The sequence below is a fragment of the Streptomyces sp. CA-250714 genome, assembly GCF_050936705.1.
Lineage (GTDB): Bacteria > Actinomycetota > Actinomycetes > Streptomycetales > Streptomycetaceae > Streptomyces.
Genome location: NZ_JBNJMI010000002.1, coordinates 2,811,598 through 2,835,718, shown reverse-complemented (window position 1 = coordinate 2,835,718; position 24,121 = coordinate 2,811,598). Strand labels below are relative to the sequence as shown.

Here is a 24,121-nt window from a genome sequence, read left to right as displayed (position 1 = left end):
CCTTACTCGTGCGGTTCCGGGTGGTCAGCCGACCACCCGGACCCCGTCGGCCTGCGGGCCCTTGCGGCCCTGGGTGATCTCGAACTCGACGCGCTGCGCGTCCTCCAGGCTGCGGTATCCCTCACTGTCGATCGAGCTGTAGTGCACGAAGACGTCCGGCCCGCCGCCTTCCTGTGCGATGAAGCCGTAGCCCTTCTCGGCGTTGAACCACTTGACCGTGCCCTGAGCCATGTTGCTGGTCTCCTGTGATGCAGAGGCAGTGTGCGGGCCGATCTTAAGTCGCTTTCGTTCCGTTTCAGGGTAATTGGAGCCGTTTTTCTTACAGGCGAGTGAGGGAGAAGCGAGGCTCTCGCGGGTGACATTCTCTCGGATAGTGGAATACGATTTCCGAAACCACGGACGCGTTACCACGTACCGGGGGGTAGGTGGGACGATCTGTTGACGTGGCACGTTGCGGGCCGGAAGAACTGCGGCCACGCGTGCGTACGTGCACAACGTGACAAGGGAAAGCAGAGGGAAGTCGGCAATGGCGCCAAGCGTCTCCTACTCGATGACGGTCCGTCTGGAGGTCCCCGCGGGCGGGACGGCGGTCAGTCAGCTCACCACGGTCGTGGAGTCGTCTGGCGGCTCGGTCACGGGCCTCGACGTGACGGCGTCGGGCCACGAACGGCTGCGGATCGACGTGACGATCGCGGCCAGCTCCACCGCGCACGCCGACGAGATCGTCGCCGAGCTGCGCGCCATCGAGGGCGTCACCATCGGCAAGGTCTCGGACCGTACCTTCCTGATGCACCTCGGCGGCAAGATCGAGATGTCCGCCAAACACCCCATTCGCAACCGCGACGATCTGTCGATGATCTACACCCCCGGCGTGGCCCGGGTCTGTACGCAGATCGCCGAACACCCCGAGGACGCGCGGCGCCTGACGATCAAGCGGAACAGCGTCGCCGTCGTCACCGACGGCTCCGCCGTGCTGGGCCTGGGCAACATCGGCCCGCAGGCGGCGCTGCCGGTCATGGAGGGCAAGGCGGCTCTCTTCAAGCGCTTCGCCGGGATCGACGCCTGGCCGATCTGCCTGGACACCCAGGACACCGACACGATCGTGGAGGTCGTCAAGGCGCTGGCGCCCGGCTTCGCCGGCATCAACCTGGAGGACATCTCCGCCCCCCGCTGCTTCGAGATCGAGGCGCGGCTGCGGGAGGCCGTCGACATCCCCGTCTTCCACGACGACCAGCACGGAACCGCCATCGTCGTGCTCTCCGCGCTCTACAACGCGCTGCGGGTGGTGGACAAGCGGATCGAGGACGTCCGGGTCGTGATGTCCGGGGCCGGCGCCGCCGGTACGGCCATTCTGAAGCTGCTGCTGGAGGCGGGCGTCAAGCACGCCGTCGTCGCCGACATCCACGGCGTCGTGCACGCGGGCCGCAAGGACCTCGCGGACGCGGAGGAGGGCTCGCCGATGCGGTGGGTCGCCGACAACACCAACCCCGAGGGGCACACCGGCACCCTCAAGGAGGTCGTGGTCGGCGCCGACGTCTTCATCGGCGTCTCCGCGCCCAATGTGCTGGACGGGTCCGACATCGCGAAGATGGCGGACGGTGCGATTGTGTTCGCGCTCGCCAATCCCGACCCCGAGGTCGACCCGGCGGCTGCCCGCGAGACGGCGGCCGTCGTCGCCACCGGGCGGTCCGACTTCCCGAACCAGATCAACAACGTGCTGGTCTTCCCGGGTGTCTTCCGCGGACTGCTCGACGCCCAGTCGCGGACCGTGGACGACACGATGATGCTGGCCGCTGCGCGGGCGCTGGCCGATGTGGTCGGCGAGGACGAGTTGAATCCGAACTACATCGTTCCCAGCGTCTTCAACGAGAGGGTTTCCGGCGCGGTTGCCGGGGCCGTCCGCAACGCCGCCGTCGCCGAGGGCGAAACCACCCGCGAGCCCTCCCGCACGTGAGGGCTGCGCCCTGTGCCCTGCATGCCCGCTTGTGGGCGGCGCCGATGCTGCTGCGCTTGGGCAGTCTGCGCCAGGGGCGCAGGGTGGGCAAGCGCAGCACCGGCCACCGGGCCGCACCCGAAGGGCGCCCACTGCAGGTGCGGGGTGCGACCGTCGCGCGGGTGCGGCCGCTTGTGCCCACCCGTTCCGCCCTTGGCGGAACAGATGCCCACAAGCGGGAAGGGGACGGCCCAAGCGCAGCAGCGGGGAGGCGGCGCCCAAGCGCAGCAGCCAGCAGCGGCGAGGGGCGGCGGCGCAAGCGCAGCAGGAGCGGCGAGGGGTGGCGGGGCAAGCGTGGGGCGGCGCAGTGGGGCGTCGGCGCGTCGGGTGGGGGTTCACTCGGCCGGGCCCTCTAGTGTTGCGGGCAGCACCGGATTGGCTTTACCGCCGCAGGTAGGGGCAGGATGCATCCCCAAGGACTTCGTCCGAGGGGGGATACCCCGACACGGACCTTGTCCAGGGGCAAACCCCCACGGGGCGCGCGGGCCCGAAGGCGGACCCGGGTCCGGGGACTGTCGGAGGGCCCTGGCAGCATCGGCTTCGCTCTGTCTGATATGCGGCTCTGCCGCGTGGCACGCCTCATCGGCAAGAAGAACACGGGAGTACGAATTATGAACCGCAGTGAGCTGGTGGCCGCTCTGTCCGAGCGTGCCGAGGTGACCCGTAAGGACGCCGACGCGATCCTGTCGGCGTTCGCCGAGACCGTCGGCGAGGTCGTCGCCAAGGGCGACGAGAAGGTCACCATCCCCGGCTTCCTCACCTTCGAGCGCACCCACCGGGCGGCGCGCACCGCGCGCAACCCGCAGACCGGCGACCCGATCCAGATCCCGGCCGGGTACAGCGTCAAGGTTTCGGCGGGCTCCAAGCTCAAGGAAGCGGCGAAGGGCAAGTAAGCCCAGGAGACCTGAAGCTCTGAATTTCGAGCAAAAGGCGGCCCCCCGTCCGGGGGGCCGCCTTTCATGTGCGGAGTGCGCCGCCCTACGCGCCAGCCCTCCGCGTCGCCCTACGCCCCGGCCTCGGCCGCGAAGGACAACGGCAGCGCCCCCAGGTCGACCTCCCGCAGGGAGGCCAGCAGAAGCGTGCCCGGGGCCTCCTCGATGCCGTCCACGGTGGGTACGGCGACCACCCGGCAGCCCGCGGCACGTGCCGAGGCCGCGCCGGTGGGGGTGTCCTCCAGGGCCAGGCACGCGGTCGCGGGGACGCCCAGGAGACGTGCGGCGGCCAGATAGGGGTCCGGGTGCGGCTTGCCGCGCGGGGTCTCGCCGTGTGCGACCGAGCAGCTGAAGCGGTGCGGCCCCAGCGTGGCCAGCACCAGCTCGGCGACGGGCCGCTCGGAGGCCGTGACAAGCGCCACAGGGATCCCCAGCCGCCGCGCGCTGTCGAGCAGCTCCAGCGCCCCGGGCTGCACCGTCACCCCGGCGCGTACCCGCGCGGTGAAGGACTGGTCCAGCCGGGCCCTGGCCGTCTCGGCGGTCAGCCCCGACCGGCGGGCGACCAGCTCGGCCGCACCGTCCAGCGGCAGCCCCGCGAAGGGCGCGAGCGCGGCGTCGTCGGCGGCCGCGCCGTGCTCGGCCAGCAGCTCGGCCAGGGCCGCGAGCCAGTCACGTTCGGTGTCCACGAGGGTGCCGTCCATGTCGCAGAGCAGCGCCGCGGGCAGCGAGGCGCCCGGCCGGGTGCTGGACGAGGGGCAGGGTGAGGGCAGGGGAGTGGGCAATGCGGGCTCGCACTTTCTTCGATGGAGGTCGGCCGCTCACGCGCGGGTGCGCGCCAGCGGGTTGGTCTGTGTGGAGTTGCGGACGGTGAAGACGACGGAGCCGGGTCGGTAGCGGTCGTCCGAGGTCTCCACGGGGCGTCCGTCGGCCGTCGTGGTCGTACGGCGTACGCGCAGCAGTGGGCTGCCCCGGCGGATCCCCAGGTGTTCGGCGTCGGCCGTGCCGGCGGCCACCGCGTCGATGTGGTGCTCGCCGTGTGCGAAGACGAGCCCGGTGTCGTCGTAGAGCCGCTGGGTGACCGACTCGCAGTCGGCGGGAAGCGTCTCGACGGCGGTGCCGATCCACTCCGCGTAGACGGTGCGCTCCAGCAGCACGGGCTCGTCGTCCAGCGTGCGCACCCGCAGCACCCGCAGCACCCGCGCCCCGTGCCGTACTTGCAGCAGTCCGGCCTCTTCGGGGCGTGCGGTGTCCCAGGAGGAGTCCAGCACCAGTCCGCCCGCCGTACGGCCGCCCGCGCGTGCCCACTGGGCGAAGCTGCGCAGCTCGGTGAAGCTCTGGCTGGGCGTGGTCGACAGGACGACGCGGCGTGCGCCCTGCCGGGAGCCGATGAGGCCCTCGGCGAGCAGCGCGGAGACGGCCTGCCGCACCGTGCCCCGGGAGGCGCCGTGCGCGGTGGCGAGCTCGGCCTCGGAGGGGAGCGTCGCCCCGACCGGGTAGCGCCCGTCGGCGATGGCGCGGCGCAGCTCGTCGGCGATCACCTCGTGCCGCGGCTCCGTCCGGCCGGTGGTCGGGCGGCGGTCGTCGCGGGCGGGATCGGGCATGGGGCGGCTCCTCACAGTGCTGCGCTCCGCTGGCTGCGCGGGGGTGCGCCTGATCATGCCATCTGTGCGCAGTAGTGCGCACATACGCCAGCCGGGACAGATACTTGTTTCCCTGTTCACCGACCCTAAACCTGTTCGCAAATAACGCTTTGAGCTGCGGATTTGGGGGAGTTCTGGGCTTTGCGCGACCGGCCGGCTGCTGTTAGCTTGCCCTGGCTCAATGAATCGAGCTTGTCCATACAGGTGACGGGCGCGAACCCCAGGAGTGGAAACGTGAAGGCAGACCATCACAGCCGTAGGAGCCGCCTGTTGGCCGCAGCAGCAGCGGCCGTCACCCTCTCCGCCGTGGCCACCGGCTGCGGCTCCGCACCGGCACAGGGCTCCGACAGCAAGGCCGGCAAGGCCCGCTCGGCCGCTGACCTGGGCGGTATGGACAAGCTGGTGAAGGCGGCGAAGAAGGAGGGCGAGCTGAACGTCTACGCCCTCGCGCCGACCTGGGCCAACTACGGCCAGATGATCAAGGCCTTCGAGAAGAAGTACGGCATCGAGGTCCACAACGAGGACCCCGGCGGCAGCAGCCAGGGCGCGCTGAACGCCGCGGACAAGCGCAAGGGCCAGGACCGCGCCGTCGACGCCCTCGACCTGGGCACCGCCTTCATGCAGCAGGCCAAGGCCAAGAAGCTGCTGGCCCCCTACAAGGTCAAGGGCTGGGACGCGATCCCCGCGGCGCAGAAGCAGCCCGACGGCTCGTTCATGAACAACTACGGCGGCTACATCTCGATCGGCTGCGACGCCAAGGCCGTCAAGAAGTGCCCGAAGACCTTCAAGGACCTGCTCGAGCCGCAGTACAAGAACAAGGTCGCCCTCAACGGCAACCCCAACGAGTCCTCCTCCGCCTTCTCCGCCGTCATCGCCGCCTCCCTCGCCAACGGCGGCAGCTTCGACGATGTGCGGCCGGGCCTCGACTTCTTCAAGAAGCTCAAGAAGAGCGGCAACTACGTGCCCGTCGAGTCCACCAAGGCCACGATCCAGAAGGGCGAGACGCCCATCTCGATCGACTGGGACTACCTCAACCTGGGCTACGGCAAGGAGCTCGGCTCCAAGGGCGTCGACTGGCAGGTCAACGTCCCTGGGGACGGCCAGTACTCGCAGTACTACAACCAGGGCGTCAACAAGTACGCCCCGCACCCGGCCGCGGCACGGCTGTGGCTGGAGTTCCTCTACAGCCCCGAGGGCCAGAACATCTGGCTCAAGGGCTACTCACGGCCCGCGCTGCTGGAGGAGATGAAGAAGGACGGCACCGCCGACAAGAAGGCCGCCGCCGAAATCCCCGAGGTCGACGGAGTGCCGAAGTTCCCCACACCCGCGCAGGAGGCCAAGGCACAGAAGGCCGTCAGCGAGGGCTGGGGCGCGGCGGTCAGCTGATGGCTGTGTCTCCCCCCACTCCGGCCCGGAGCGGCGCACGCCGGTGGCGCTGGCTCACCGTCGTACCGTTCTTCGCCTTCATGGCCGTCTGCTTCGGCCTGCCCGCCTGCACCCTGGCCTACAACGCGTTCACCGTCATCGACCCGGGCACCGGCGCCAGTCACTACAGCCTGGACAACGTGCGGAACTCGCTGTCCGGCGCGTACGCCACCGGGCTGGCAGGCAGCGTGAAACTCTCGCTGCTCAGCGCCGTACTGGCCACCGTCCTCGGAACCGTCGTCGCCCAGGCGCTGCTGGGCTCGCGCAGCGGCGCGCTGCGCAAGGCGGTCGTCTCGGCGTCCGGCGTCTTCGCCAACTTCAGCGGCGCGCCGCTCGCCTTCGCCTTCATCGCCACGCTCGGCACCACCGGCACCGTGACGCGGCTGCTGCAGCTGAAGAGCACCGGATTCAGCCTGTACACCTTCACCGGGCTGGTGCTGGCCTACCTGTACTTCATGGTGCCGCTGATGGTCGTCACCATCCTCCCCGCACTGGACGGCGTACGCGCGCAGTGGCGGGAGGCCGCCGCCTCCTGCGGGGCGACCAGGGCCCAGTTCTGGCGGCATGTGGGGCTGCCGGTGCTGACGCCCTCGCTGCTGGGCGGCGCCGTGCTGATGTTCGGCACCGCCTTCGCCTCGCACGCCACCGCCGCCGTTATGACGGGCAGTTCGGTACCGCTGATCACCATCCAGATCGCCAACGCGCTGTCCGGCAACGTGCTCGTCGGCCAGGAGAACCTCGCCCTGGCGATGAGCCTCAACATGGTGGTGATCGCGCTGCTCGTGATGGCCGTACAGATCCCACTGCAACGACGGAGCAACCGATGGCTGGGCTGACCGCGATTCCCCGGATACGCCGCCGCTTCTCCCGAAGGCGGCCGTACGGCAGCGTTCTTGTGCTGCTGCTGGCCGCGCTCTACTTCCTCGTCCCCGTCGCCGCCTCGCTCTGGTTCACCGTCGACGACCCCGCCGAGGGCCTCACCTTCGACGCGTACGCCAGGGGCCTGCGCGACGACGGGATGGCCGCCGGCCTCGGCCTGTCGATACGGCTCGGGCTGGCGACCGTGGCGCTCGGCCTGGCGCTGATGTTGCCGACCATGGTGGTGGTCGCGCTGCGGCTGCCCAGGCTGCGGCGCGTGGTCGAGGTGCTGTGCATGGTGCCGCTCATCGTGCCGCCGGTCGCGCTGGTGGCCGGGGTCAGCACGGTGCTCTCCTGGGAGCAGGACCTGGCGGACACCCCGCTGTGGGGCACCTTCCAGGCGCTGCACAACAAGAGCTTCCCGCTGGTCCTCGTCCTCGTCTACACCGTCATGTCGCTGCCGTTCCTCTACCGTTCGCTGGACGGGGGGCTGCGCGCCGTCGACCTGGAGACCCTGGTGGAGGCCTCCCGCAGTCTGGGTGCCTCGCGGCTGGGCACGCTGTGCCGGGTCGTCGTCCCCAATCTGCGGCCCGCCATCGTCAGCGGCGCCGTGCTGAGCCTGGCCATGGTGCTGGGGGAGTTCACCGTGGCGAACGTGCTCGGATTCGAACCGTTCTCCGTGTGGATGGTGCACGTCGGCGAGTACGAGGCCCAGCTCTCCGTCGCCGCCGCCATGCTCAGCCTGCTCATCACCTGGGGGCTGCTGCTCCTGCTCACCAACCTCGCCGGCGGGCGGAGCCGTAACCGGACTCGTGACGCAGACCGGAACCGGGCCGGTGACCGGATCTGTGACACCGGCCGGACCCGGACCGGCGACCCGACCCGTGACACCGGCCGGAACGGGACCCCCGCGACCAGTGACCGAACCTGTGAGACGGGCCGGAACGGGACCCCCGAGACCGGCGACCGGAGGAAGACGACCGTATGACCACCACCGCGACCACGACGACGAACCAGCGGTCGGCCACCCCGGCCGCCGAGAACCAGTCAGGCGGCGTCGGGCTGCGCCTGCGCGACCTGCGGCGCTCCTTCGGTGCCAGCACCGCGCTCGACGGGCTCGACCTGGACATAGCGCCCGGCGAACTCGTCGCCCTGCTCGGCCCGTCCGGCTGCGGCAAGACCACGGCGCTGCGCATCATCGCCGGGTTCGAGACGGCCGACACCGGCGAACTGCTGATCGGCGGCGAGGACATCACCGCCGTACCCGCCAACCGGCGCGACATCGGCATGGTCTTCCAGTCCTACAGCCTCTTCCCGACCATGACGGCCGCCGAGAACGTCGCCTACGGGCTGCGCGTCCGCAAAGCACCCAAGGCCGAACGGGCCGCGCGCGCCCGTGAACTGCTGGAGCTGGTGGGGCTGCCGGGGCGGGAGAAGCACTATCCGCACCAGCTCTCCGGCGGCCAGCAGCAGCGCGTGGCGCTCGCCCGCGCGCTGGCCATCCGCCCCCGGATCCTGCTGCTGGACGAGCCGCTGTCCGCACTCGACGCCAAGGTGCGGCTCCAACTGCGGGAGGAGATCCGCAGGCTCCAGCTGGAGTTGGGCATCACCACCGTCTTCGTCACCCACGACCAGGAGGAGGCGCTGTCGATGGCCGACCGCGTCGCCGTGATGAAGGACGGCCGCCTGGAGCAGTGCGCCCCGCCGAACGAACTCTACGAGCGGCCCGCGACGCCGTTCGTCGCGGAGTTCGTCGGCACGATGAACCGGCTGCCCGGCGTCGTCCGCGACGGCGGCACCGTCGAGGTGCTCGGGCGCCGGCTGCCGGTGCACGGCGACTGCCCTCCGGCCGGCCGTGAGGTCGACGTCCTGCTGCGCCCCGAGGGGCTGAAGGTGCACACCGACGCCGAGGCGGACGGCGAGGGCGCGACCGTACGTGTCGCCACATTCCTCGGCGGCCTCACCCGCCTGTCGCTGACCACCGACTCCGGCACCGAAGCCAAGGCCGACCTGCCAAGTTGGGAGGCCGGCGCACTGACACCGGGCACCCGCTGCAGGCTCACCCCGCATGAGAACCCGGTGCTGGTGGAGGAGACCGGCGACTGAGTGCCAGGTCCGCATTCCGCCGGTCTCCCCTGTCGGTGAACCGCACCCGGTGGCAGGGGCGTACGGCCAGCAGTGGGTTGGCGCCGATGGCGGCGCCCACCGCGCGGCTCTCCGCAGGGGGAGCGCCAGGGTGCGGGCGAGCACGCGATAGCGGATAGTCGTTCCATACGTGACGTCCTCCAGCGCGCGCCACACCCGGCGCTGGAAGTCGCTCCCGCCCCCGTCGGCAAACTCGGGCGCGCAGCCGGTGCCCTCGCCCGCGAAGTACTCGGCGAACATCGGCGCGGACGGCAGCAAGCGGGGGTACGCCGTCGGCGTCGAGCGCAAGCCGGGTGGCCAACTGTCCCCAACCGACACAGAGGGCCTGAGTACACGTACTCAAATTCGCCCAAAACGGCCCGATAGGGCACCGACTTGATAGATTGCGAACTATAGTTCTCACCGTCCTGTGGGCACCTCGCCCCGGGCGGGCAAACTCAACCAGCGAGAAGGTACGGGGGGCAGCACGTGGTTGAGCGTTCGGCGATCTACGATGTGATCGGAGTGCCCGACGCGCATGCCACCGCCGAGCCTGGCTCTTCGGCGATCAACGACTTATCCCCCGACAGCCATGGGCCGGCGCGGATGCAGCTGGCAGGCCATTCCCCGCCCCAGTCGAATGGGACCGGTTCGGACGGACAGACCATCTCCGACCGGGCCGCCTGGCGCAAGGCCGCGCACGACATCGACCAGCTCAAGCGCCCCCTCATCGGGGTCGGACTGCAAATGACCATCAACGCGCTCAACACGCTCTTCGGCATGGACAGGGACGATGGGGACTTCGAGTGCGCCGGCATCATCGCCGACACCCTGAACAGCTCTTGGGCTGAGTACGCCGACAAAGTCGCAGACCGCTGCACCCGCCTGGCCGGCAGCATGCACGACGCAGGCACCACGCAGCACAAGAACGACGAGGAACTCGGCAGCGAATTCGACCGACTCTCACGCCGCTACCGCGACACCCCCGGGCGGTGAGAGACGGTGAAATGGCAGACGCTCGCCAAGCTCGACACCGAAGACCTGGGCCGCGCCGCAGACGTCTACAAGAGCATCTCCTCCGCGGGAGATCGCGGCAAAGACGGGCTCAACAAGAACGTTGCCCCCGGCATGCGAGGCAAGCTCGAAGGCCGCGCCGCCAACGCTGCCCTGCGTCAAGTGGGCCAACTGTCAGATAACTTCCACTACATGCAGGTCCAGACCGGACTGATACGCACCAACATCGACCTGCTGCAAGAAATTCTCTGCAAAGCCAAGGTCAGGCTCAACCAGGCGCTGCACGAGGCCGAGCGGGAAGGTTTCACCGTCGAGTCCGACGGCTCCGTCTCCTACTCCTCCGCCAGCCCGGAAGACGACGACGGAAACAAAATCGATGGCGGCACAGCCCACGGCGCCGACAGCGAGAAGAGAAGAGCCCAGGAGATTGCCCAGGAAATCGCCGACGCCGTCGAGCAAGCAACCGAGGCCGACAAGACGTTCGCTCGTGTCCTGCGGCGCCTGAAAGCAGACGACGAACTGCACGTCTCGTCCGGAGACTGGAACGACACCGCTGCCGACACCAAAGCCTCCCGGAAAGCCGTCGCCAAAACCGGGCCCCACCTTCCCCAACCCCCCGAGGGCGGGAACCCACAGGAGAACAAACGGTGGTGGGACCGCCTCAGCGACGAGGAGAGGGACCACTACCTCGCCCTCTACCCCGCAGAGATCGGCGCGCTCGACGGACTGCCCGCCGACATACGCGACGAAGCCAACCGCGCCGAGATGGCCACGACCAAAGGCCGCTACGAGACCGAACTCAACCAGCTGCTGACGGAAAAACCGCCCGGCTGGAAGGGCCGCAGGAACCACATCAACGACACCCTCAAGGGCATCGAAGCCGTTGAGAGCCGCTTCGACCGAACCGGCATCAAAGAGCTCCCCCCTGCATACCTGCTCGGCTTCGACCCCAAGGGCCGCGGAGACGGGCGGATCATCCTGGCCAACGGCAAGCCCGACACCGCCGACCACACCGCCATCCACGTGCCCGGAACCACAGCGAAACTCTCCGCCATCGACGGAGACCTGAACCGCATGGACCGCCTGTGGCGGCACTCGTCCGCAGCAGCCGGCCGCGACGCCTCGGTATCGACGATCACGTGGCTGGACTACGACGCCCCCGACATCAGCCCCGGCCACAACCCGACCCGTGGCAAGTTCGCCGACGAGGGCGCCGAACCCCTCCGGAGGTTCACCGAGGGCGCCCAGGCCGCCCAGGGCGGACCGGAGGCTTCGCACACCACCGTCTCCGGCCACTCCTACGGCTCCTCGGTTGTCGGCGAAGCCGCCAAGGGCCACCGGCTCCCGGCCGACGACATCATGTTCCAGGGCTCTCCCGGCGTCCACGTACGCCGTGCGGAAGACCTCGGCGTCGGCGCCGACCATGTATGGGCCGTTGCCGCCGACAAAACGGCCGATGACACCACGGTGCGCCAGGGAGGACGCACCTTCCACGGCGGCGGCCCGGACCGGGTAATACCCACCGACAAACGCTTCGGAGGCAACATCATGGACTACGGCCCATGGAGAGGACCCATGGGGCACGGCAAGTACTGGGACGAGAAACGCAACGGCGACCCGACGGTCAGCCTATTTAACATGGCCCAGGTAGTGGCCGGTGACTACACCAACGTCACGCTCAAACAATGACCGGCCACCGGAAAGCTGCCGTTGCAGCCTTCCTGAGCCTGATTCCGTTGAGGGGACGCTCGATCATGGACAAATCTGACCTCAAACGGGTCGCCAAGCCGTCGAAGGTGCGCAGGATCCTCGGATACACACCCGAGGTGCGCACGGTGCGACAGGCGGAGGACGAGGTCAACCGGATGTCGTCCCGGCTGGTGGATGCCATGGGCATCCCCGGTAACCCAAGTCACATTCCTGCAGCCGCCGGACCGTGTAGCGCCGTCGACCCGGATTTCACCACCTACTACTTCGTGGACCATCCCTGGGCGCTGTGGGAGGCGGACGCGGACGATTTCGACACCGCCATGGACAACCTGCGCTCCCGACTGCCCGGCATGGGGTGGCGTATCACCAAGGACGGGCCTATGAACAGCATCGCTCGCAATCCGGAGATCATGGCAGTACACACCACCTCCGGACACCGTGTGGCGATTAGGGCACTGAAGACACGCTCAAGTGGTCTCAAGCCTCAGATCAGCGTCACCCTCGTCTCGCCCTGCTACCAAGCCCCGGAAGGCACCGACCTTTCCCGCGCCTGACAGGAGCCACCATGCCCACGACAGGCGCGATGACGTTCCCCAACGACACCCACGACCTCGCCACACCCGAGCCCGCCGCCCCGCTCTGACCGAAGTCCTTGCCGGCAGCCCGGGAGACCACAGCCGCGGCCACGTCAGACCCTGGCAGACCGCGGGTGTGCACCCTGCGGTGCCTCTGGTCGGGCACCAACGCACCCCTTTCTTTGTAGGGCCGGTGGCCCTACGCCCGGAGGGGGACCGTTTACTCGGCCCCCTGCGTGAGGAGCCGAGAGGTGGATCTGCCCCTCAGGGAGGGGCCGCTCGGCGTGTTCGAAGAGCAACGCGCCGCGGATCGCCCTACCCCACCTCCATGGCAGCCTGGTCCACGCCGCAGGACTTGACGCCGGGACCGCACCGGACCCCCTGCGGAGCCGCCTGTTGCAGGCAGTGGCATCGGCCCAGAACCGGCTGCGCCGCTGCGTTGAGTGCAGTCCGCTCCCCGCACCCATCACCCCTCCCCCCGGAAGGTGACGCATCGGGCGGAATCGTCAGCGGGCTGCCGCAGCGTGGGGGCATGGTCTTGAGTACCGATGAACGCGACCTGCTGCAGATGATCGCCGACTCGCCCCAGCCGGTGGCGATGTCCGACTACTTCCCCGTCCTCAATCCCGCCGAGCCCGGGATGGACGAGAACCACCCCGGCCATGAGGCGTGGACCGAGCGGCATATCGCCTGGAACGGGGTCTCGGTTGCGTTGTGGGATGACGGCGAGGACGAGCCGGAGATCTGGCACGTGGCTGGCGACATGTACGACTGGGAAGGGGCACGCAGCGTTGAGCACGTCGGCGGCTTCGAGGTCCTACCGCGCCGTCCCCTATGAGCTCGTAACACGATCATGGTCAGGCTTTCTTGAGGTGTCTGAAGCAGATGAGGCTGCAGGCCAGGGTGACGAGGGAGTTGTGCATGCCGAGGCGTCTTACCCAGCGAACGGCCAGGCGTTTGCAGTGGTGCAGGAACGAGAAGGTCTGCTCCACGACGTAGCGGAGTTTGCCCAGGCCCTCGATGTACGGGGCGCCCTTGCGGGAGACCACTGGCAGGATCCTGCGCTTGCGCAGCCGACGCCGGTTGGGGTTGCTGTCGTACCCCTTGTCCCCGAGCAGGGCGGCGGGACGGCGGCGCGGGCGCCCGGGTTTGCCGACGACGGGTGGTATGCCGTCGGCCAGGGGCAAGGTCTGGGTAACGTCGTTGACGTTGGCCGCGGTGGTGATGACCTTGAACGGGGTGCCACTGCCGTCGCAGATCAGGTGGTGCTTACTGCCCGTCTTCCCGCGGTCGACCGGCGACGGACCGGTGGCTTCGCCTTCCTTTTTCGCGCGGATGTGGGAAGCATCCACGCAGGCCCGGGTCCAGTCCAGTGCGTCGGCCGCGTGCAACTCGGTGAGCAGGACGCGGTGCAGTGCGTCGACGACCCGGCCTCGTGTCACCGGCCCAGTCGCCTCCAGCAGGTCTGCCCGAAACCGAAACCCAGCTCAGGCGGTAGCAGTTGCCAGGCGATGTTTTTATAGAGCATGTACAGGATGCCCTGCAGGCAGCACCGGTCAGCCAACGGACGCGGGCCCGGTGCCCTCTCGGGCCAGGGAGGGAGCACCGGCTCGATCAGCACCCACAGCTCATCGTCCACGATCCACGGCCGGTTCCCCACACACCTCGAACGGGCACAACCCCGCCCACGTCACAGCTGACGAGCAACACTGAACAAGATCGTGCTACGAGCTTTACGGGCGGTCCACCTTGGCGCCGAGTTCGACGAGTTTCTCCTGGAAGTTCTCGTAGCCGCGGTTGATCAGGTCGATGCCGTGGACACGGGAGGTGCCCTGTGCGGCGAGTGCGGCGATCAGGTAGGAGAAGCCGCCGCGCAGGTCGGGGATGACCAGGTCGCTGCCCTGGAGCCGGGTCGGGCCCGAGACGACGGCCGAGTGCAGGAAGTTGCGCTGCCCGAAGCGGCAGGGCATCCCGCCCAGGCACTCGCGGTAGAGCTGGATGTGCGCGCCCATCTGGTTGAGCGCCGAGGTGAAGCCGAGCCGCGACTCGTACACCGTCTCGTGCACGATCGACAGCCCCGACGCCTGCGTCAGCGCCACCACCAGCGGCTGCTGCCAGTCGGTCTGGAAACCGGGGTGTACGTCCGTCTCCAGCGCGATGGCGTTCAGCGGGCCGCCCGGGTGCCAGAAGCGGATGCCCTCGTCACCGATCTCGAACGCGCCGCCCACCTTCCGGAAGGTATTGAGGAACGCGATCATCGACTTCTGCTCGGCGCCGCGTACGAAAACGCTGCCCTCGGTCGCCAGCGCCGCGCTCGCCCAGGAGGCCGCCTCCAGCCGGTCGGGCAGGGCGCGGTGGGTGTAGCCGCCCAGCTTGTCGACGCCCGTGATCCGGATCGTGCGGTCGGTGTCCATCGAGATGATGGCGCCCATTTTCTGCAGTACGCAGATCAGGTCCTCGATCTCCGGCTCGACCGCCGCGTTCGACAGCTCGGTGACGCCATCCGCCAGCACTGCCGTCAGCAGCACCTGCTCCGTGGAACCGACCGACGGGTACGGCAGCCGGATCTTGGTGCCGCGCAGCCGCTGCGGGGCCTCCAGATACTGTCCGTCGGCGCGCTTCTCGATCGTCGCGCCGAACTTCCGCAGCACGTCGAAGTGGAAGTCCACCGGACGGCCGCCGATGTCACAGCCGCCCAGCCCCGGGATGAAGGCGTGCCCGAGCCGGTGCAGCAGCGGCCCGCAGAAGAGGATCGGGATACGCGAGGAGCCCGCGTGCGCGTCGATGTCCGCGACGTTGGCGCTCTCCACATGCGAGGGGTCGAGCACCAGCTCACCGGACTCGTCCCCGGTGCGCACCGTGACGCCGTGCAACTGGAGCAGACCGCGTACGACGCGGACATCCCGGATGTCCGGCACATTGCGCAGTCGGCTCGGTTCACTGCCCAGCAGCGCGGCGACCATGGCCTTGGGGACGAGGTTCTTCGCACCCCGGACACGGATCTCACCCTCGAGCGGGGCGCCACCGTGGACGAGGAGTACGTCGGCTGGGCTGTCGGTCATGGATCTCCGCGATTCCGCGAGACGGGATGGGACAACAGGCAAGCGTAATGGCCCCGTCCGGTGCGGACCCAAGCCCGAGGGGGGTCGGGGACTGTCACAGCTCGGCAATAACACGGAGGGTGCTTTGCCCGTTACCTGCCGTACTGCGATATGGCGCCCGGTCCGCCCGCCGGGACCACCCCGCGCACGCCCCGGGTCGCCGTGTACCGCACCCGATCCCGGTCTCCAGGCCCTTCGATCCGGTCATTGGGTCCCACGAACGGCGCAGGTGCGGGATCATTGCCGTATGACCGAGGTGTCCTCGCTCACCGGACGACTGCTCGTCGCCACACCGGTGCTGGCCGATCCGAACTTCGACCGCGCGGTGGTGCTCCTCCTCGACCATGACGAGGAGGGCTCACTGGGCGTGGTCCTGAACCGTCCCACCCCGGTGGACGTCAGCGACATCCTGGAGCCGTGGGCCGCGCTCACCGGCGAGCCCGGCGTCGTCTTCCAGGGCGGCCCCGTCTCGCTGGACGCGGCGCTCGGCGTCGCCGTGGTGCCCTCCGGCAGAGGCGACCGCACCGACGGTCGCCAGGACCGCACCACCGACCGCGACCTGGGCCGGGCGACCCGGGGCCGCTCCGTCCCGGAGACCGACAGCGGTCCAGGCCGTACGCCCGGCCGGAAGAGAGCCACGACGGCGGACGGGGCGCAGCCCTCGGGGGAGTACGGGGAAGAGCCGGGCGCACGGCCGGCGGACCGGCCGGGTGAACTGCCGGCCGACCCGGACGCGGAGTCCAGGGAGCCGGACGGATCCGCAGCCGCGGCCCGTGGGAGCGCCGGGGCCGCGCACGCCGAGGGGGCCGCTGGGAGTGCCACTGAGCGGGGAAGCACCGCAGAGCGGGGGAGCGAGGCCCAGCGGGGGAGCGCCGCCGGTGGTGGTGCCGACTCCGCGGGTGAGAGCGGCACCGACGCGGACACCGACGCCGATGCGCTGGACGCCGGGACCGACACCGACACCGACACCGTGCTGGGCACCGACGGCCCGCTCGGCTGGCGCCGGGTGCACGGCGCCATCGGCCTCGTCGACCTGGAGGCGCCGCCCGAACTGCTCGCGGCCGAGCTGGGCTCGCTGCGGATCTTCGCCGGGTACGCGGGCTGGGGCCCGGGCCAGCTGGAGAAGGAGCTGTCGGAGGGCGCGTGGTACGTCGTCGAGTCCGAGCCCGGCGATGTCTCCTCCCCGGCCCCCGAGCGACTGTGGCGGTCCGTACTGCGCAGACAGCGGAGCGAGTTGGCGCTGGTCGCGACGTATCCGGACGACCCGTCGCTGAACTGAGGGCCGTGCCGTCCCGTCGGGGTCCCGGAGCGGACCGAACGGGGTTCCGCACGGGACTCCCGACGGGTGACGCGGGCCACTGCCCATGCCTGACGTGTTCCGGTCGCATGAGTACCCTTGGACCGCATGAGCACTCTTGAGCCCGAGCGCGGGGCGGGCACCGGCACACTCGTCGAACCGACCCCGCAGACATCGCACGGTGATGGCGATCACGAGCGGTTCGCCCACTATGTCCAGAAGGACAAGATCATGGCGAGCGCGATGGACGGGACGCCCGTCGTCGCACTCTGCGGGAAGGTCTGGGTCCCGGGTCGCGACCCGAAGAAGTATCCCGTCTGCCCGATGTGCAAGGAGATCTACGAGACGATGGGTCCCGGCGGGGACAAGAACGGCAAGGACGGCAAGGGCGGCGACAAGAAGTAGCCCCCACGCGTTCGAGCTCAGCGCCCCCGCGCACGCGTACTGCATACCGCCGCCTCGCCCGTACCCCGTACGGGCGAGGCGGCGGTGCTGTCCGCGGCCTGCTTTTTGTGCTGGTAGGGCTCAGCAGCACTGCCAGGTGAACATCGCCTTCTCGAAGCGGTTCTCCGCCAGGTCCTCCGGGCGGATCAGCCAGTAGAGGACGCCGCAGTCGCCCCACCCCATGCCCGCGTCGGTGTCGCTGTCGAACTGGGCGAGCAGCGTCCAGCGCTCCGCCTCTTCGAGGACCCGCGGATCGCTCCAGCCCAGCCTGCCGCCGCCCAGCACCGCACGGGCCACCAGCTTCGCGGCGAAGGGCGCGCTGCCCACCGGGTGCTTCGTGTACTCGGACCGGTCCGAGAAGCCGAACGCCCGGGCCAGTGCCGGGGTGTCACCGCCGGGTATCGTCAGCCCCACCTCGGCCGTCAGCGGTACGGCGTCGTAAGGCTCCAGGCCTTCGGGAGCGGGACGTTCGGGCAACTCCGGGTAACTGGGCGGCAGATGGAGTACGCGGGATCCCGCCCGGGACTCGGGTCGTCCACGTCGACCACCTCGCCGCTTTTCCCCGTCCCCGAAGTAGAAGAAGACGAGCCATCCGTCCGTCCGCAGCGGGAGGTCCAGCCCGTGCTCGGCCCCCGTACCCCTCCCATACGGGCCATGCCACGTCCGCCGGCAGTCGCGGCAGCCCGCCCAACTGGCCTACGACGCGCTCGTGTTCCCGCGCCTGTCGCAGGTGCGCGCCGGGCTTGAGTACGGGCGAGAGCGTGCAGCGCTGTTCATGCGGCCATGTTGCCGGGGACCACTGACAGCGCCGGCACGGCACCGATGTCGGCGCCGCACCCCGAACTCCGCTTCCCCGCTTCCTTCCTGTGGACGGCGCTGTTCCGTTCGTGCCCCTATTGAAGTCACTGGGTGGGGAGTTGGCCGCGCTGCTACCGTCAGGTGCACGACAGTCACCTGACGCAACAGGGAGCCCGCCGTGCACCTCACCCGCCCCGCCGCCTCGCTGGCCGCCGCCACAGCCGCCGCCGCGCTGCTCCTTGCCGGGTGCGGCGGAAGTGACGGTGATTCCAAGAGCGACAAGATCGAGGGCGCGGACACCACCAAGGACAAGTCGCCGAGCCCGAAGAAGGGTGAGGGCGGCGCCAAGGATGCGCCGGGTGACTTCCGCACCTCCGATATCAAGCTCCCCAGTGATGTGAAGCTCGTCTTCGACTGGAAACAGCCGTCCGACCCGGACAAAGCCGCGGCGTTGGATGGAGCGGCGGACTATATGAGGGTGGTCCGGCACGGCATGGTGAAGGAAGATCCCAAGGATCCGCTGATCGCCAAGCACACAGTGCCGCTACAGGATGCGCAGGACTACGCGACCTACATGATGGACCAGCATGCCAAGAAGAACTACACCGTGACCGGCTCTGAACGCTTCTACAAAGAGCAGGTTGGTGACTTGGTGGACGAAAAGCTGGTCGAGATCGCCTTTTGCTCCGACCAGAGAAAGATCTTCAGCAAGGAAATCAAGACCGGCAAGGTCATTCGGAGCACCGGCTCGTCAGACGAGAACTTCCTCCGCTTCAGCGTAGTCATGCAGAAGCCGTCCAAGGGCGATGCGCCGTGGAAAGCCCGGGCAGTTGACGTCACGGAAAAGGCGGTGAAGCAATGCAAAGAGTAGTACCCAGGGCAGCAGTGCTGGCAGGTGCTGCCGCTACGGTGCTCGGCCTGGGAGCGCCCTACGCCTACGCGGGCTTCGATGTCGACCAGGGTGGTGACAAGCAAGGGAAGACCTACAGCGCCGAGGCCGGCGTCGTCCACTACTCCGGCAATGGTTCCGGCGGAAGCAAGGGTGGAGGCGGGAATCTGGCTGTGCCTGCGGGGGATTGGGCGCCGCCTCCGTGCTGGTACGCGCCCACGTATACGCCGAAGCAGTTGAAGGAGAAGGTGGACGCGTCGCCGTACTCGCTCACCGGGCGGGCGCCCAACAACAAGTACGTGAAGCAGGAGACGGACTACGACATCCGGCGCATGTACTCGAAGGGCGAGTACAAGAACTACAACCTCGAAAAGCAGGGGAAGGGCAAGTTCTGGGCCGCGGTGCCGAATCCGAACGAGAAGGACGCGGCGAAGCGCGAGTCGTGTACGAAGCTGCCGTTCTGGGTGAAGAACGGCGACCGGCCGGATGTCGAGAACGCGATCAGCCCGGAAATTCTCTCCAAGCTCGCCTACGCGCAGATCACCGTTCCGGAGACGAAGGTCGAGCTGAATCCGAAGGACAAGCAGACGGTTAATCTGCCCACTTGGGCATGGCTGGACAAGGGCACGTACAAGCCGCTGTCCGTGAAGGCGTCCGTCGATCTCGGCGGGGGAGAGGAGATCTGGGCGAGGACGACGGTGACGCCCGATGCCCTCAAGCTGAGCCCGGGGACGGAGCACGCGAAGGTGCACCCGGCGTCCGGGAAGTGCGCGGTCAAGAACGACGGCAGCATCGGCACCCCGTACAAGAAGGGCAGCGGGAAGAAGGCGCCGCCGTGCGGGGTGACATATCTGCGGGCCACTCAGGACGGCGCCGCTTACACCTTGCGGTCGACGCTGACGTGGCAGGCCTCATGGGAAGGCAGCGACGGCGCGGGCGCCGACGACCTGCCCACCGGTGAGTTTGGCAGCCAGCAGAACGTCACCGTGCAGGAGATCCAGTCCATCAACTGACCGGGTCGGCCGGCCCGTTGCCGGGTGGGCGCACGGCGCACGCCGGGGTGCCGCCCGGGAGGCGGTGGCGGTTGGCGGCGATGAGGCGGTAGCCCGCGTGGGCGACCCAGCGGAAGGGCGGCAGGGTCAGTACGGCGCCGGCCACCGGCCAGGCGCCGCCCGCGCTGAGCAGGGCTTTCGCGACGGCCTGCGCGCCGCCGTACACCGTTCCGGTCGGCGTCACCCACAGCACCTCGTGTTCGGCGCGCTCGCGTGTGACGCCGAGCGCGGCCAGGTCGGCGAACTGCCATGGCTCGCACACGCATCGGGGCCTTACGCGCCGTTCGCCGAACCGCACCGCTGTGGTGCAGAAACCGCAGTCACCGTCGTAGACGAGTACCGGTAGAGATCGAGTACGCACAGGTCGAGGGTGCCATCCGTCGCGTCAGTCGGTGCGGTCGGCCCAGCCTGCCGGGAGATCGCCGGGTGCCACCGCGATGACGGACTCGTCGTCCGGGCCGACGTACTCGAAGAGGGTGATCCGGGCGAATTCTGGGACGACGTGGAGGGGGTAGGTGGGGCCCTGGTCCCGGTAGGCGCGCATCTCGTCCAGGTGTTCGTTCTGGTGGCAGACGGTGCGCTCGCCGTGTTCCGCCACCCAGCGCGGGAAGAAGATCGTGCCGTGCAGACGCCGCCGGCCCGGCAGCACGTTGACGGCGACCGAGGTACCGGTGGGCTCGGTCCAGGCGATCTTGTAGCTGTCCTCGTCGAGCTGGACGAGGTCGACGTGCTGGTCCTTGACCCAGCGGCCACCGACCATGCCGGAGTGGATGCGGTAGTCGATGGTGTGGTCGTTCTTCACATACATCTCGTACTGCCAGCCGTTGGCGTACGTGTAGATGAAGCGGTGTCCGACGATGCCGGTGAGGTCCTGCGGGGGGACGGGGGTGGTCGTCGTGGTCGCGGCCGTGGTCATGGGATGCCTCCTTCGGCTGCCGAGTGCGCCGGTCGATTTCATTTTGCAGCAAAATAGTTTTGCCGCAAAATGCATGCCCCATACTGGTCCCATGGACACCGCGACCCGCCTCGGCCGGCTCATCGGCCCCCTGCGCCGCGCCGTACTGCGCACCCGCCGTATCGAGGGCCTGCCCGACCTGCCCGAGGCCCAGATCGAGTTGCTGCGCACGCTCGCCGAGGACGGGCCCTGCTCGCCGCGCGAGGTCGCGGGGCGGCTGCGGATCGCGCCGTCCACGGTCAGCAACCTGGTCCGCGCGATGACCGCGTCGGGCCTGGTGGAGCGGACGCCGTCGGCGACCGATCTGCGTACCGTGCGGCTGGCCGCCTCCCCCAAGGCGCTGGACATGCTCAGCCGCTACGACCGCGTCAGCACCCGCGCCCTCCGCCGTGCACTGGACGAGCTCGCGCCCGAGAGCCGCGAAGCGCTGGAGCGGGCACTTCCGGTGTTCACGGAGCTGCTGACGGTGCTGGAGGCGCAGGCCCCCGACGAGGGAGAGGTGCCGGAAACCGAGCAGGCGCCCGGAAAGGGGTAGCCGCCGTTCGCGCAACGTTTCCCCGTTCGCGGCCAGAAGTACGCAACGTTCTTCCGGTGATGCGCAACAGCCGTGCATTCCTGCCGTGAGCTGCGGACTCGTAGGCTCATGCCCCGTGCCAGGAGTGGCGGTGACCGCCAGCCCGGCGGCCCCTCACACCGGTGCACGGGAGTTTCCCGCACAGCGGTTTGTCATGTGGTTTGTCATGTCCACGGGCCGCCGGGTTTCCCGGATTCCGCCGACCGCAGCGACAAGGAGCCCGACATGCCGCCGATGCCGCAGGAACACAGCGCAGCCCCGCCCCCGGCCGAGCCCTCCGCACCGCCGAGGTCCGGCGCTGCCTCCGCGCCCGTCCCCGTACGCGGCGGCGGGCGGCTGCTGCGGCGCAAGCCCGTCGAACGGCTGATCGCCGAGAGCGGGCAGGGCGAGGGCGGAGCACTTCGCCGCTCCCTCTCGATGTGGCAGCTCACGATGATCAGCATCGGTGCCACGCTGGGCACCGGCATCTTCGTCGTACTCGGCGAAGCCACCCCGCTCGCCGGACCCGCCGTCGCGATCTCGTTCGTACTGGCGGGCCTGACCGCCCTCTTCTCCGCGCTGTCCTACGCGGAACTGGCCGGCTCCATCCCGGTCTCCGGCTCCTCGTACTCGTACGCCTACGCGACCATGGGCGAACTCGTCGCCTGGATCTGCGGCTGGTGTCTGGTGCTGGAGTACGGCATCTCGGTGGCGGCCGTCGCCGTCGGCTGGGGGCAGTACCTCGACGAACTGCTCGCCGGCACCTTCGGTGTGACGATCCCCGACCCGGTCTCCGCACCGCTCGGCGAGGGCGGCTTCGTCAACCTGCCCGCGCTCGCGGTCATCCTGCTCGCCATGGTCTTCCTGATGGGCGGCGCGAAGGAGAGCGCGCGGATCAACACCACCATGGTCATCATCAAGATCGTGACGCTGCTGCTCTTCTGCGGCATCGGCTTCTTCGGCATCCAGGCGGGCAACTACGCACCGCTCGCCCCCCTCGGTGCCACCGGCATCAGCGCCGCCGCCGCGACGCTCTTCTTCTCCTACATCGGCTTCGACGCCGCCTCAACCGCTGGCGAGGAGGCGAAGGACGCCAAGCGGGACCTGCCCCGGGCGATCATGCTGTCGCTGCTGATCGTGACCGTGCTCTACTGCGTCGTCGCGCTGGTCGCCGTCGGCGCCATGCCCTGGCAGGACTTCGAGGGCACCGACGCGGCACTCGCCCGGATCATGCAGGACGTCACCGGTATGGGCCTGTGGAGCGTCGTACTGGCCGCCGGCGCCGTGGTCGCCATCGCCAGCGTCGTCTTCGCCGTCCTCTACGGCCAGACCCGCATCCTGTTCGCCATGGCCCGCGACGGCCTCGTACCGCAGGTGTTCGCCAAGGTGCACCAGCGGACCGGAACGCCGCGCGCCAACACCGTCCTCGTCTCCGCGTTCTGCGGAATCCTGGCCGCCACCGTCCCGCTCGGCGAACTCGCCAACGCCACCAGCATCGGCACCCTCTTCGCCTTCGCCCTGGTCAACGTCGCCGTCATCATCCTGCGCCGGACCCGGCCCACCATGAACCGGACCTTCCGGGTGGCGCTCTTCCCGCTCACGCCGCTGCTCGGCTTCGGCTTCTGCGTCTGGATGATGGTCAGCCTGCCCGCCGCCACCTGGGCCGTCTTCGGCGCCTGGATGGCCGCGGGGCTCGCCTGCTACTTCCTGTACGGCATCCGGCACTCGCGTCTCGCTGGGAGACTGGGGGCCGATGTGACCAGTGGGGAGCGCGAATGAAGGTGTACATCAGCGCCGACATGGAGGGCGTCACCGGGCTCGTCGGGGCCGACGACGTGCAGATGGGCGGCCGGGACTACGAGCGCGGGCGCGTGATGATGACCGAGGACGTCAACGCGGCGGTGCGGGGCGCCGCGGCCGCCGGCGCCCGCGAGATCGTCGTCAACGACACGCACAGCACCATGCGGAATCTGCTGGTCGACGACCTGCACCCGGCGGCGTCCCTGGTCCGCGGGAAGCCCAAACCGATGGGCATGCTCCAGGACCTCGACTCCTCCTTCGACGCCGCCGTATTCGTCGGCTACCACGCGCGGGCCGGCGCGCTCGGGGTGCTCAGCCACAGCTTTATGGGCCACGAGATCGAGGACATGTGGCTGGACGACGACCGCGCGATGGGTGAGATCGGCTTCGCGTACGCGACGGCCACCGCGCTCGGCGTGCCCGTCGTGGCGCTCTCGGGCTGCGATGTGGCGTGCGCGGAGATCGCCGAGTGGGACACGGACGTCCTTACGGCGCCGGTCAAGTACGCGCGGGACCGGTTCGCCGCCCGGCTCCGTCCCGCCGACGAGGCGCGCGGCGCCATCGAGGAGGCCGTACGGGAGGGCGTGCGGGCGGCGCCGTCCCGTACCCGCCCGGCGCCGGACACCGGTGAGCACGCCCTCACCGTGCGCTGGCAGTCGGCGTCGGTGGCCCAGCAGTTGGAGGGCATTCCCGGTGTCTCCCGTACCGGGGGTGGTGCGGGGCCGGCGCATGACCGGGCGGTGCGGGTGAGGGGCGATCTGCCGTCGCTCTTCCGGCTTTTCGGGGTTTTTATGGGGGTCGCGTATGCGTTGACGGGGCAGGCGCCGTATTGCTAGGCGTACTTCCTGAGCCGCCGGTGAGGGGGTGCCCCTGTCCGATGCTCGCGGGCTGCGGGTTGTGTTGTGGCTGTGGGGGCACCTCCCGGCCGGAGGCTGGGGGAGCAGTTCCCCGCGCCCCTGAC

23 protein-coding genes and 3 pseudogenes are annotated in these 24,121 nt (G+C 69.3%); 18 read left to right on the top strand and 8 right to left on the bottom strand.

Annotation, left to right across the window (positions count from 1 at the left end; translation table 11 throughout):
• Positions 1 to 24: 24 nt before the first annotated feature.
• Positions 25 to 231 (bottom strand): cold-shock protein, encoded by a 207-nt coding sequence (locus ACQEU8_RS31585; protein ID WP_019354305.1) that lies wholly within the window; start codon positions 229 to 231, stop codon positions 25 to 27.
• A gap of 295 nt (positions 232 to 526) precedes the next feature.
• Between ACQEU8_RS31585 and ACQEU8_RS31580 the strand changes: the two genes are divergently transcribed.
• Together ACQEU8_RS31580 and ACQEU8_RS31575 are read left to right on the top strand one after the other, a co-directional pair.
• On the top strand, positions 527 to 1,954 hold the full coding sequence (locus tag ACQEU8_RS31580; RefSeq protein ID WP_433107138.1) for an NAD-dependent malic enzyme: 1,428 nt from the start codon (positions 527 to 529) through the stop codon (positions 1,952 to 1,954).
• Positions 1,955 to 2,604: 650 nt separating this feature from the next.
• The gene (locus ACQEU8_RS31575) at positions 2,605 to 2,886 is read left to right on the top strand and encodes an HU family DNA-binding protein (RefSeq protein WP_016469244.1); all 282 of its coding nucleotides are present in this window, start codon (positions 2,605 to 2,607) and stop codon (positions 2,884 to 2,886) included.
• Positions 2,887 to 2,996: 110 nt separating this feature from the next.
• Here the strand turns inward: ACQEU8_RS31575 and ACQEU8_RS31570 are convergent, their stop codons facing one another.
• Both ACQEU8_RS31570 and ACQEU8_RS31565 read right to left on the bottom strand, forming a co-directional pair.
• Positions 2,997 to 3,707, bottom strand: coding sequence for an HAD family hydrolase (locus tag ACQEU8_RS31570; RefSeq protein WP_433107136.1), 711 nt, complete (start codon positions 3,705 to 3,707; stop codon positions 2,997 to 2,999).
• A gap of 36 nt (positions 3,708 to 3,743) precedes the next feature.
• Positions 3,744 to 4,526, bottom strand: coding sequence for a GntR family transcriptional regulator (locus tag ACQEU8_RS31565; RefSeq protein ID WP_433107134.1), 783 nt, complete (start codon positions 4,524 to 4,526; stop codon positions 3,744 to 3,746).
• Positions 4,527 to 4,799: 273 nt separating this feature from the next.
• Between ACQEU8_RS31565 and ACQEU8_RS31560 the strand changes: the two genes are divergently transcribed.
• The 8 genes and pseudogenes from ACQEU8_RS31560 to ACQEU8_RS31525 all read left to right on the top strand — a co-directional run bounded on the left by ACQEU8_RS31560 (position 4,800) and on the right by ACQEU8_RS31525 (position 13,109).
• Positions 4,800 to 5,951 carry an ABC transporter substrate-binding protein gene (locus ACQEU8_RS31560; RefSeq protein ID WP_433107132.1) on the top strand — a complete coding sequence of 384 codons (1,152 nt, stop codon included), beginning with the start codon at positions 4,800 to 4,802 and terminating at the stop codon, positions 5,949 to 5,951.
• Positions 5,951 to 6,826 (top strand): ABC transporter permease, encoded by an 876-nt coding sequence (locus tag ACQEU8_RS31555; RefSeq protein WP_433107130.1) that lies wholly within the window; start codon positions 5,951 to 5,953, stop codon positions 6,824 to 6,826. Before ACQEU8_RS31560 ends, ACQEU8_RS31555 begins: the two co-directional genes overlap by 1 nt.
• Positions 6,814 to 7,668 (top strand): annotated as a pseudogene (locus tag ACQEU8_RS31550) (ABC transporter permease); the annotation flags it as partial. The gene ACQEU8_RS31555 and the pseudogene ACQEU8_RS31550, both read left to right, overlap by 13 nt.
• Positions 7,669 to 7,832: 164 nt before the next feature.
• Positions 7,833 to 8,954: an ABC transporter ATP-binding protein gene (locus ACQEU8_RS31545; RefSeq protein WP_433107128.1), complete on the top strand. Its 1,122-nt coding sequence runs from the start codon at positions 7,833 to 7,835 to the stop codon at positions 8,952 to 8,954.
• Positions 8,955 to 9,461: 507 nt separating this feature from the next.
• Positions 9,462 to 9,968, top strand: a complete 507-nt coding sequence (locus ACQEU8_RS31540) for a hypothetical protein (RefSeq protein ID WP_433107126.1) — start codon at positions 9,462 to 9,464, stop codon at positions 9,966 to 9,968.
• A gap of 6 nt (positions 9,969 to 9,974) precedes the next feature.
• A complete protein-coding gene (locus ACQEU8_RS31535; protein WP_433107124.1) occupies positions 9,975 to 11,675 on the top strand; it encodes an alpha/beta hydrolase in 1,701 nt (566 codons plus the stop codon).
• A 65-nt stretch (positions 11,676 to 11,740) separates the two neighbouring features.
• On the top strand, positions 11,741 to 12,250 hold the full coding sequence (locus ACQEU8_RS31530) for a hypothetical protein (protein WP_433107122.1): 510 nt from the start codon (positions 11,741 to 11,743) through the stop codon (positions 12,248 to 12,250).
• A gap of 553 nt (positions 12,251 to 12,803) precedes the next feature.
• Entirely contained in the window at positions 12,804 to 13,109 is a 306-nt protein-coding gene (locus ACQEU8_RS31525; protein ID WP_433107120.1) for a hypothetical protein, read from the top strand.
• 19 nt (positions 13,110 to 13,128) lie between these two features.
• Here ACQEU8_RS31525 and ACQEU8_RS31520 read toward each other — a convergent pair.
• Together ACQEU8_RS31520 and murA are read right to left on the bottom strand one after the other, a co-directional pair.
• Positions 13,129 to 13,931 (bottom strand): IS5 family transposase gene (locus tag ACQEU8_RS31520; RefSeq protein ID WP_433107118.1). Its coding sequence is split into 2 segments (ribosomal slippage): positions 13,129 to 13,718 and positions 13,718 to 13,931, totalling 804 coding nucleotides; the frame shifts between segments, so codons are not numbered across the junction.
• Between the two features lie 73 nt (positions 13,932 to 14,004).
• Complete coding sequence (gene murA / locus ACQEU8_RS31515; protein WP_433107116.1) at positions 14,005 to 15,333, bottom strand: UDP-N-acetylglucosamine 1-carboxyvinyltransferase; 1,329 nt, start codon at positions 15,331 to 15,333, stop codon at positions 14,005 to 14,007.
• A gap of 286 nt (positions 15,334 to 15,619) precedes the next feature.
• Here murA and ACQEU8_RS31510 point away from each other — a divergent pair.
• From ACQEU8_RS31510 to ACQEU8_RS31500, 3 genes and pseudogenes are all read left to right on the top strand, one after another.
• Positions 15,620 to 15,883, top strand: a pseudogene (locus ACQEU8_RS31510) (YqgE/AlgH family protein); the annotation flags it as partial.
• Between the two features lie 471 nt (positions 15,884 to 16,354).
• Positions 16,355 to 16,651: pseudogene (locus tag ACQEU8_RS31505) on the top strand (YqgE/AlgH family protein); the annotation flags it as partial.
• Between the two features lie 126 nt (positions 16,652 to 16,777).
• A complete protein-coding gene (locus ACQEU8_RS31500) occupies positions 16,778 to 17,074 on the top strand; it encodes a DUF3039 domain-containing protein (RefSeq protein ID WP_099881383.1) in 297 nt (98 codons plus the stop codon).
• Positions 17,075 to 17,194: 120 nt separating this feature from the next.
• Here the strand turns inward: ACQEU8_RS31500 and ACQEU8_RS31495 are convergent, their stop codons facing one another.
• Complete coding sequence (locus tag ACQEU8_RS31495; RefSeq protein ID WP_433108864.1) at positions 17,195 to 17,719, bottom strand: DUF1963 domain-containing protein; 525 nt, start codon at positions 17,717 to 17,719, stop codon at positions 17,195 to 17,197.
• Between the two features lie 370 nt (positions 17,720 to 18,089).
• Here ACQEU8_RS31495 and ACQEU8_RS31490 point away from each other — a divergent pair, with 370 nt between their 5' ends.
• Complete coding sequence (locus ACQEU8_RS31490) at positions 18,090 to 18,782, top strand: hypothetical protein (protein WP_433107113.1); 693 nt, start codon at positions 18,090 to 18,092, stop codon at positions 18,780 to 18,782.
• Positions 18,770 to 19,813 (top strand): hypothetical protein, encoded by a 1,044-nt coding sequence (locus ACQEU8_RS31485; RefSeq protein WP_433107111.1) that lies wholly within the window; start codon positions 18,770 to 18,772, stop codon positions 19,811 to 19,813. Before ACQEU8_RS31490 ends, ACQEU8_RS31485 begins: the two co-directional genes overlap by 13 nt.
• Here the strand turns inward: ACQEU8_RS31485 and ACQEU8_RS31480 are convergent.
• On the bottom strand, positions 19,806 to 20,213 hold the full coding sequence (locus ACQEU8_RS31480) for a thiol-disulfide oxidoreductase DCC family protein (protein ID WP_433107109.1): 408 nt from the start codon (positions 20,211 to 20,213) through the stop codon (positions 19,806 to 19,808). The two genes, ACQEU8_RS31485 and ACQEU8_RS31480, sit on opposite strands and share 8 nt — an antisense overlap.
• Positions 20,214 to 20,237: 24 nt before the next feature.
• Entirely contained in the window at positions 20,238 to 20,768 is a 531-nt protein-coding gene (locus ACQEU8_RS31475) for a phenolic acid decarboxylase (protein WP_433107107.1), read from the bottom strand.
• Positions 20,769 to 20,859: 91 nt separating this feature from the next.
• Here ACQEU8_RS31475 and ACQEU8_RS31470 point away from each other — a divergent pair, with 91 nt between their 5' ends.
• The 3 genes from ACQEU8_RS31470 (at position 20,860) to ACQEU8_RS31460 (ending at position 23,996) form a co-directional block, all read left to right on the top strand.
• Positions 20,860 to 21,342: a MarR family winged helix-turn-helix transcriptional regulator gene (locus ACQEU8_RS31470; protein WP_433107105.1), complete on the top strand. Its 483-nt coding sequence runs from the start codon at positions 20,860 to 20,862 to the stop codon at positions 21,340 to 21,342.
• Positions 21,343 to 21,606: 264 nt separating this feature from the next.
• Positions 21,607 to 23,139: an amino acid permease gene (locus ACQEU8_RS31465; protein ID WP_433107103.1), complete on the top strand. Its 1,533-nt coding sequence runs from the start codon at positions 21,607 to 21,609 to the stop codon at positions 23,137 to 23,139.
• Positions 23,136 to 23,996 carry a M55 family metallopeptidase gene (locus tag ACQEU8_RS31460; RefSeq protein WP_433107101.1) on the top strand — a complete coding sequence of 287 codons (861 nt, stop codon included), beginning with the start codon at positions 23,136 to 23,138 and terminating at the stop codon, positions 23,994 to 23,996. The genes ACQEU8_RS31465 and ACQEU8_RS31460 overlap by 4 nt, the downstream gene beginning before the upstream one ends.
• Positions 23,997 to 24,121: the final 125 nt, after the last annotated feature.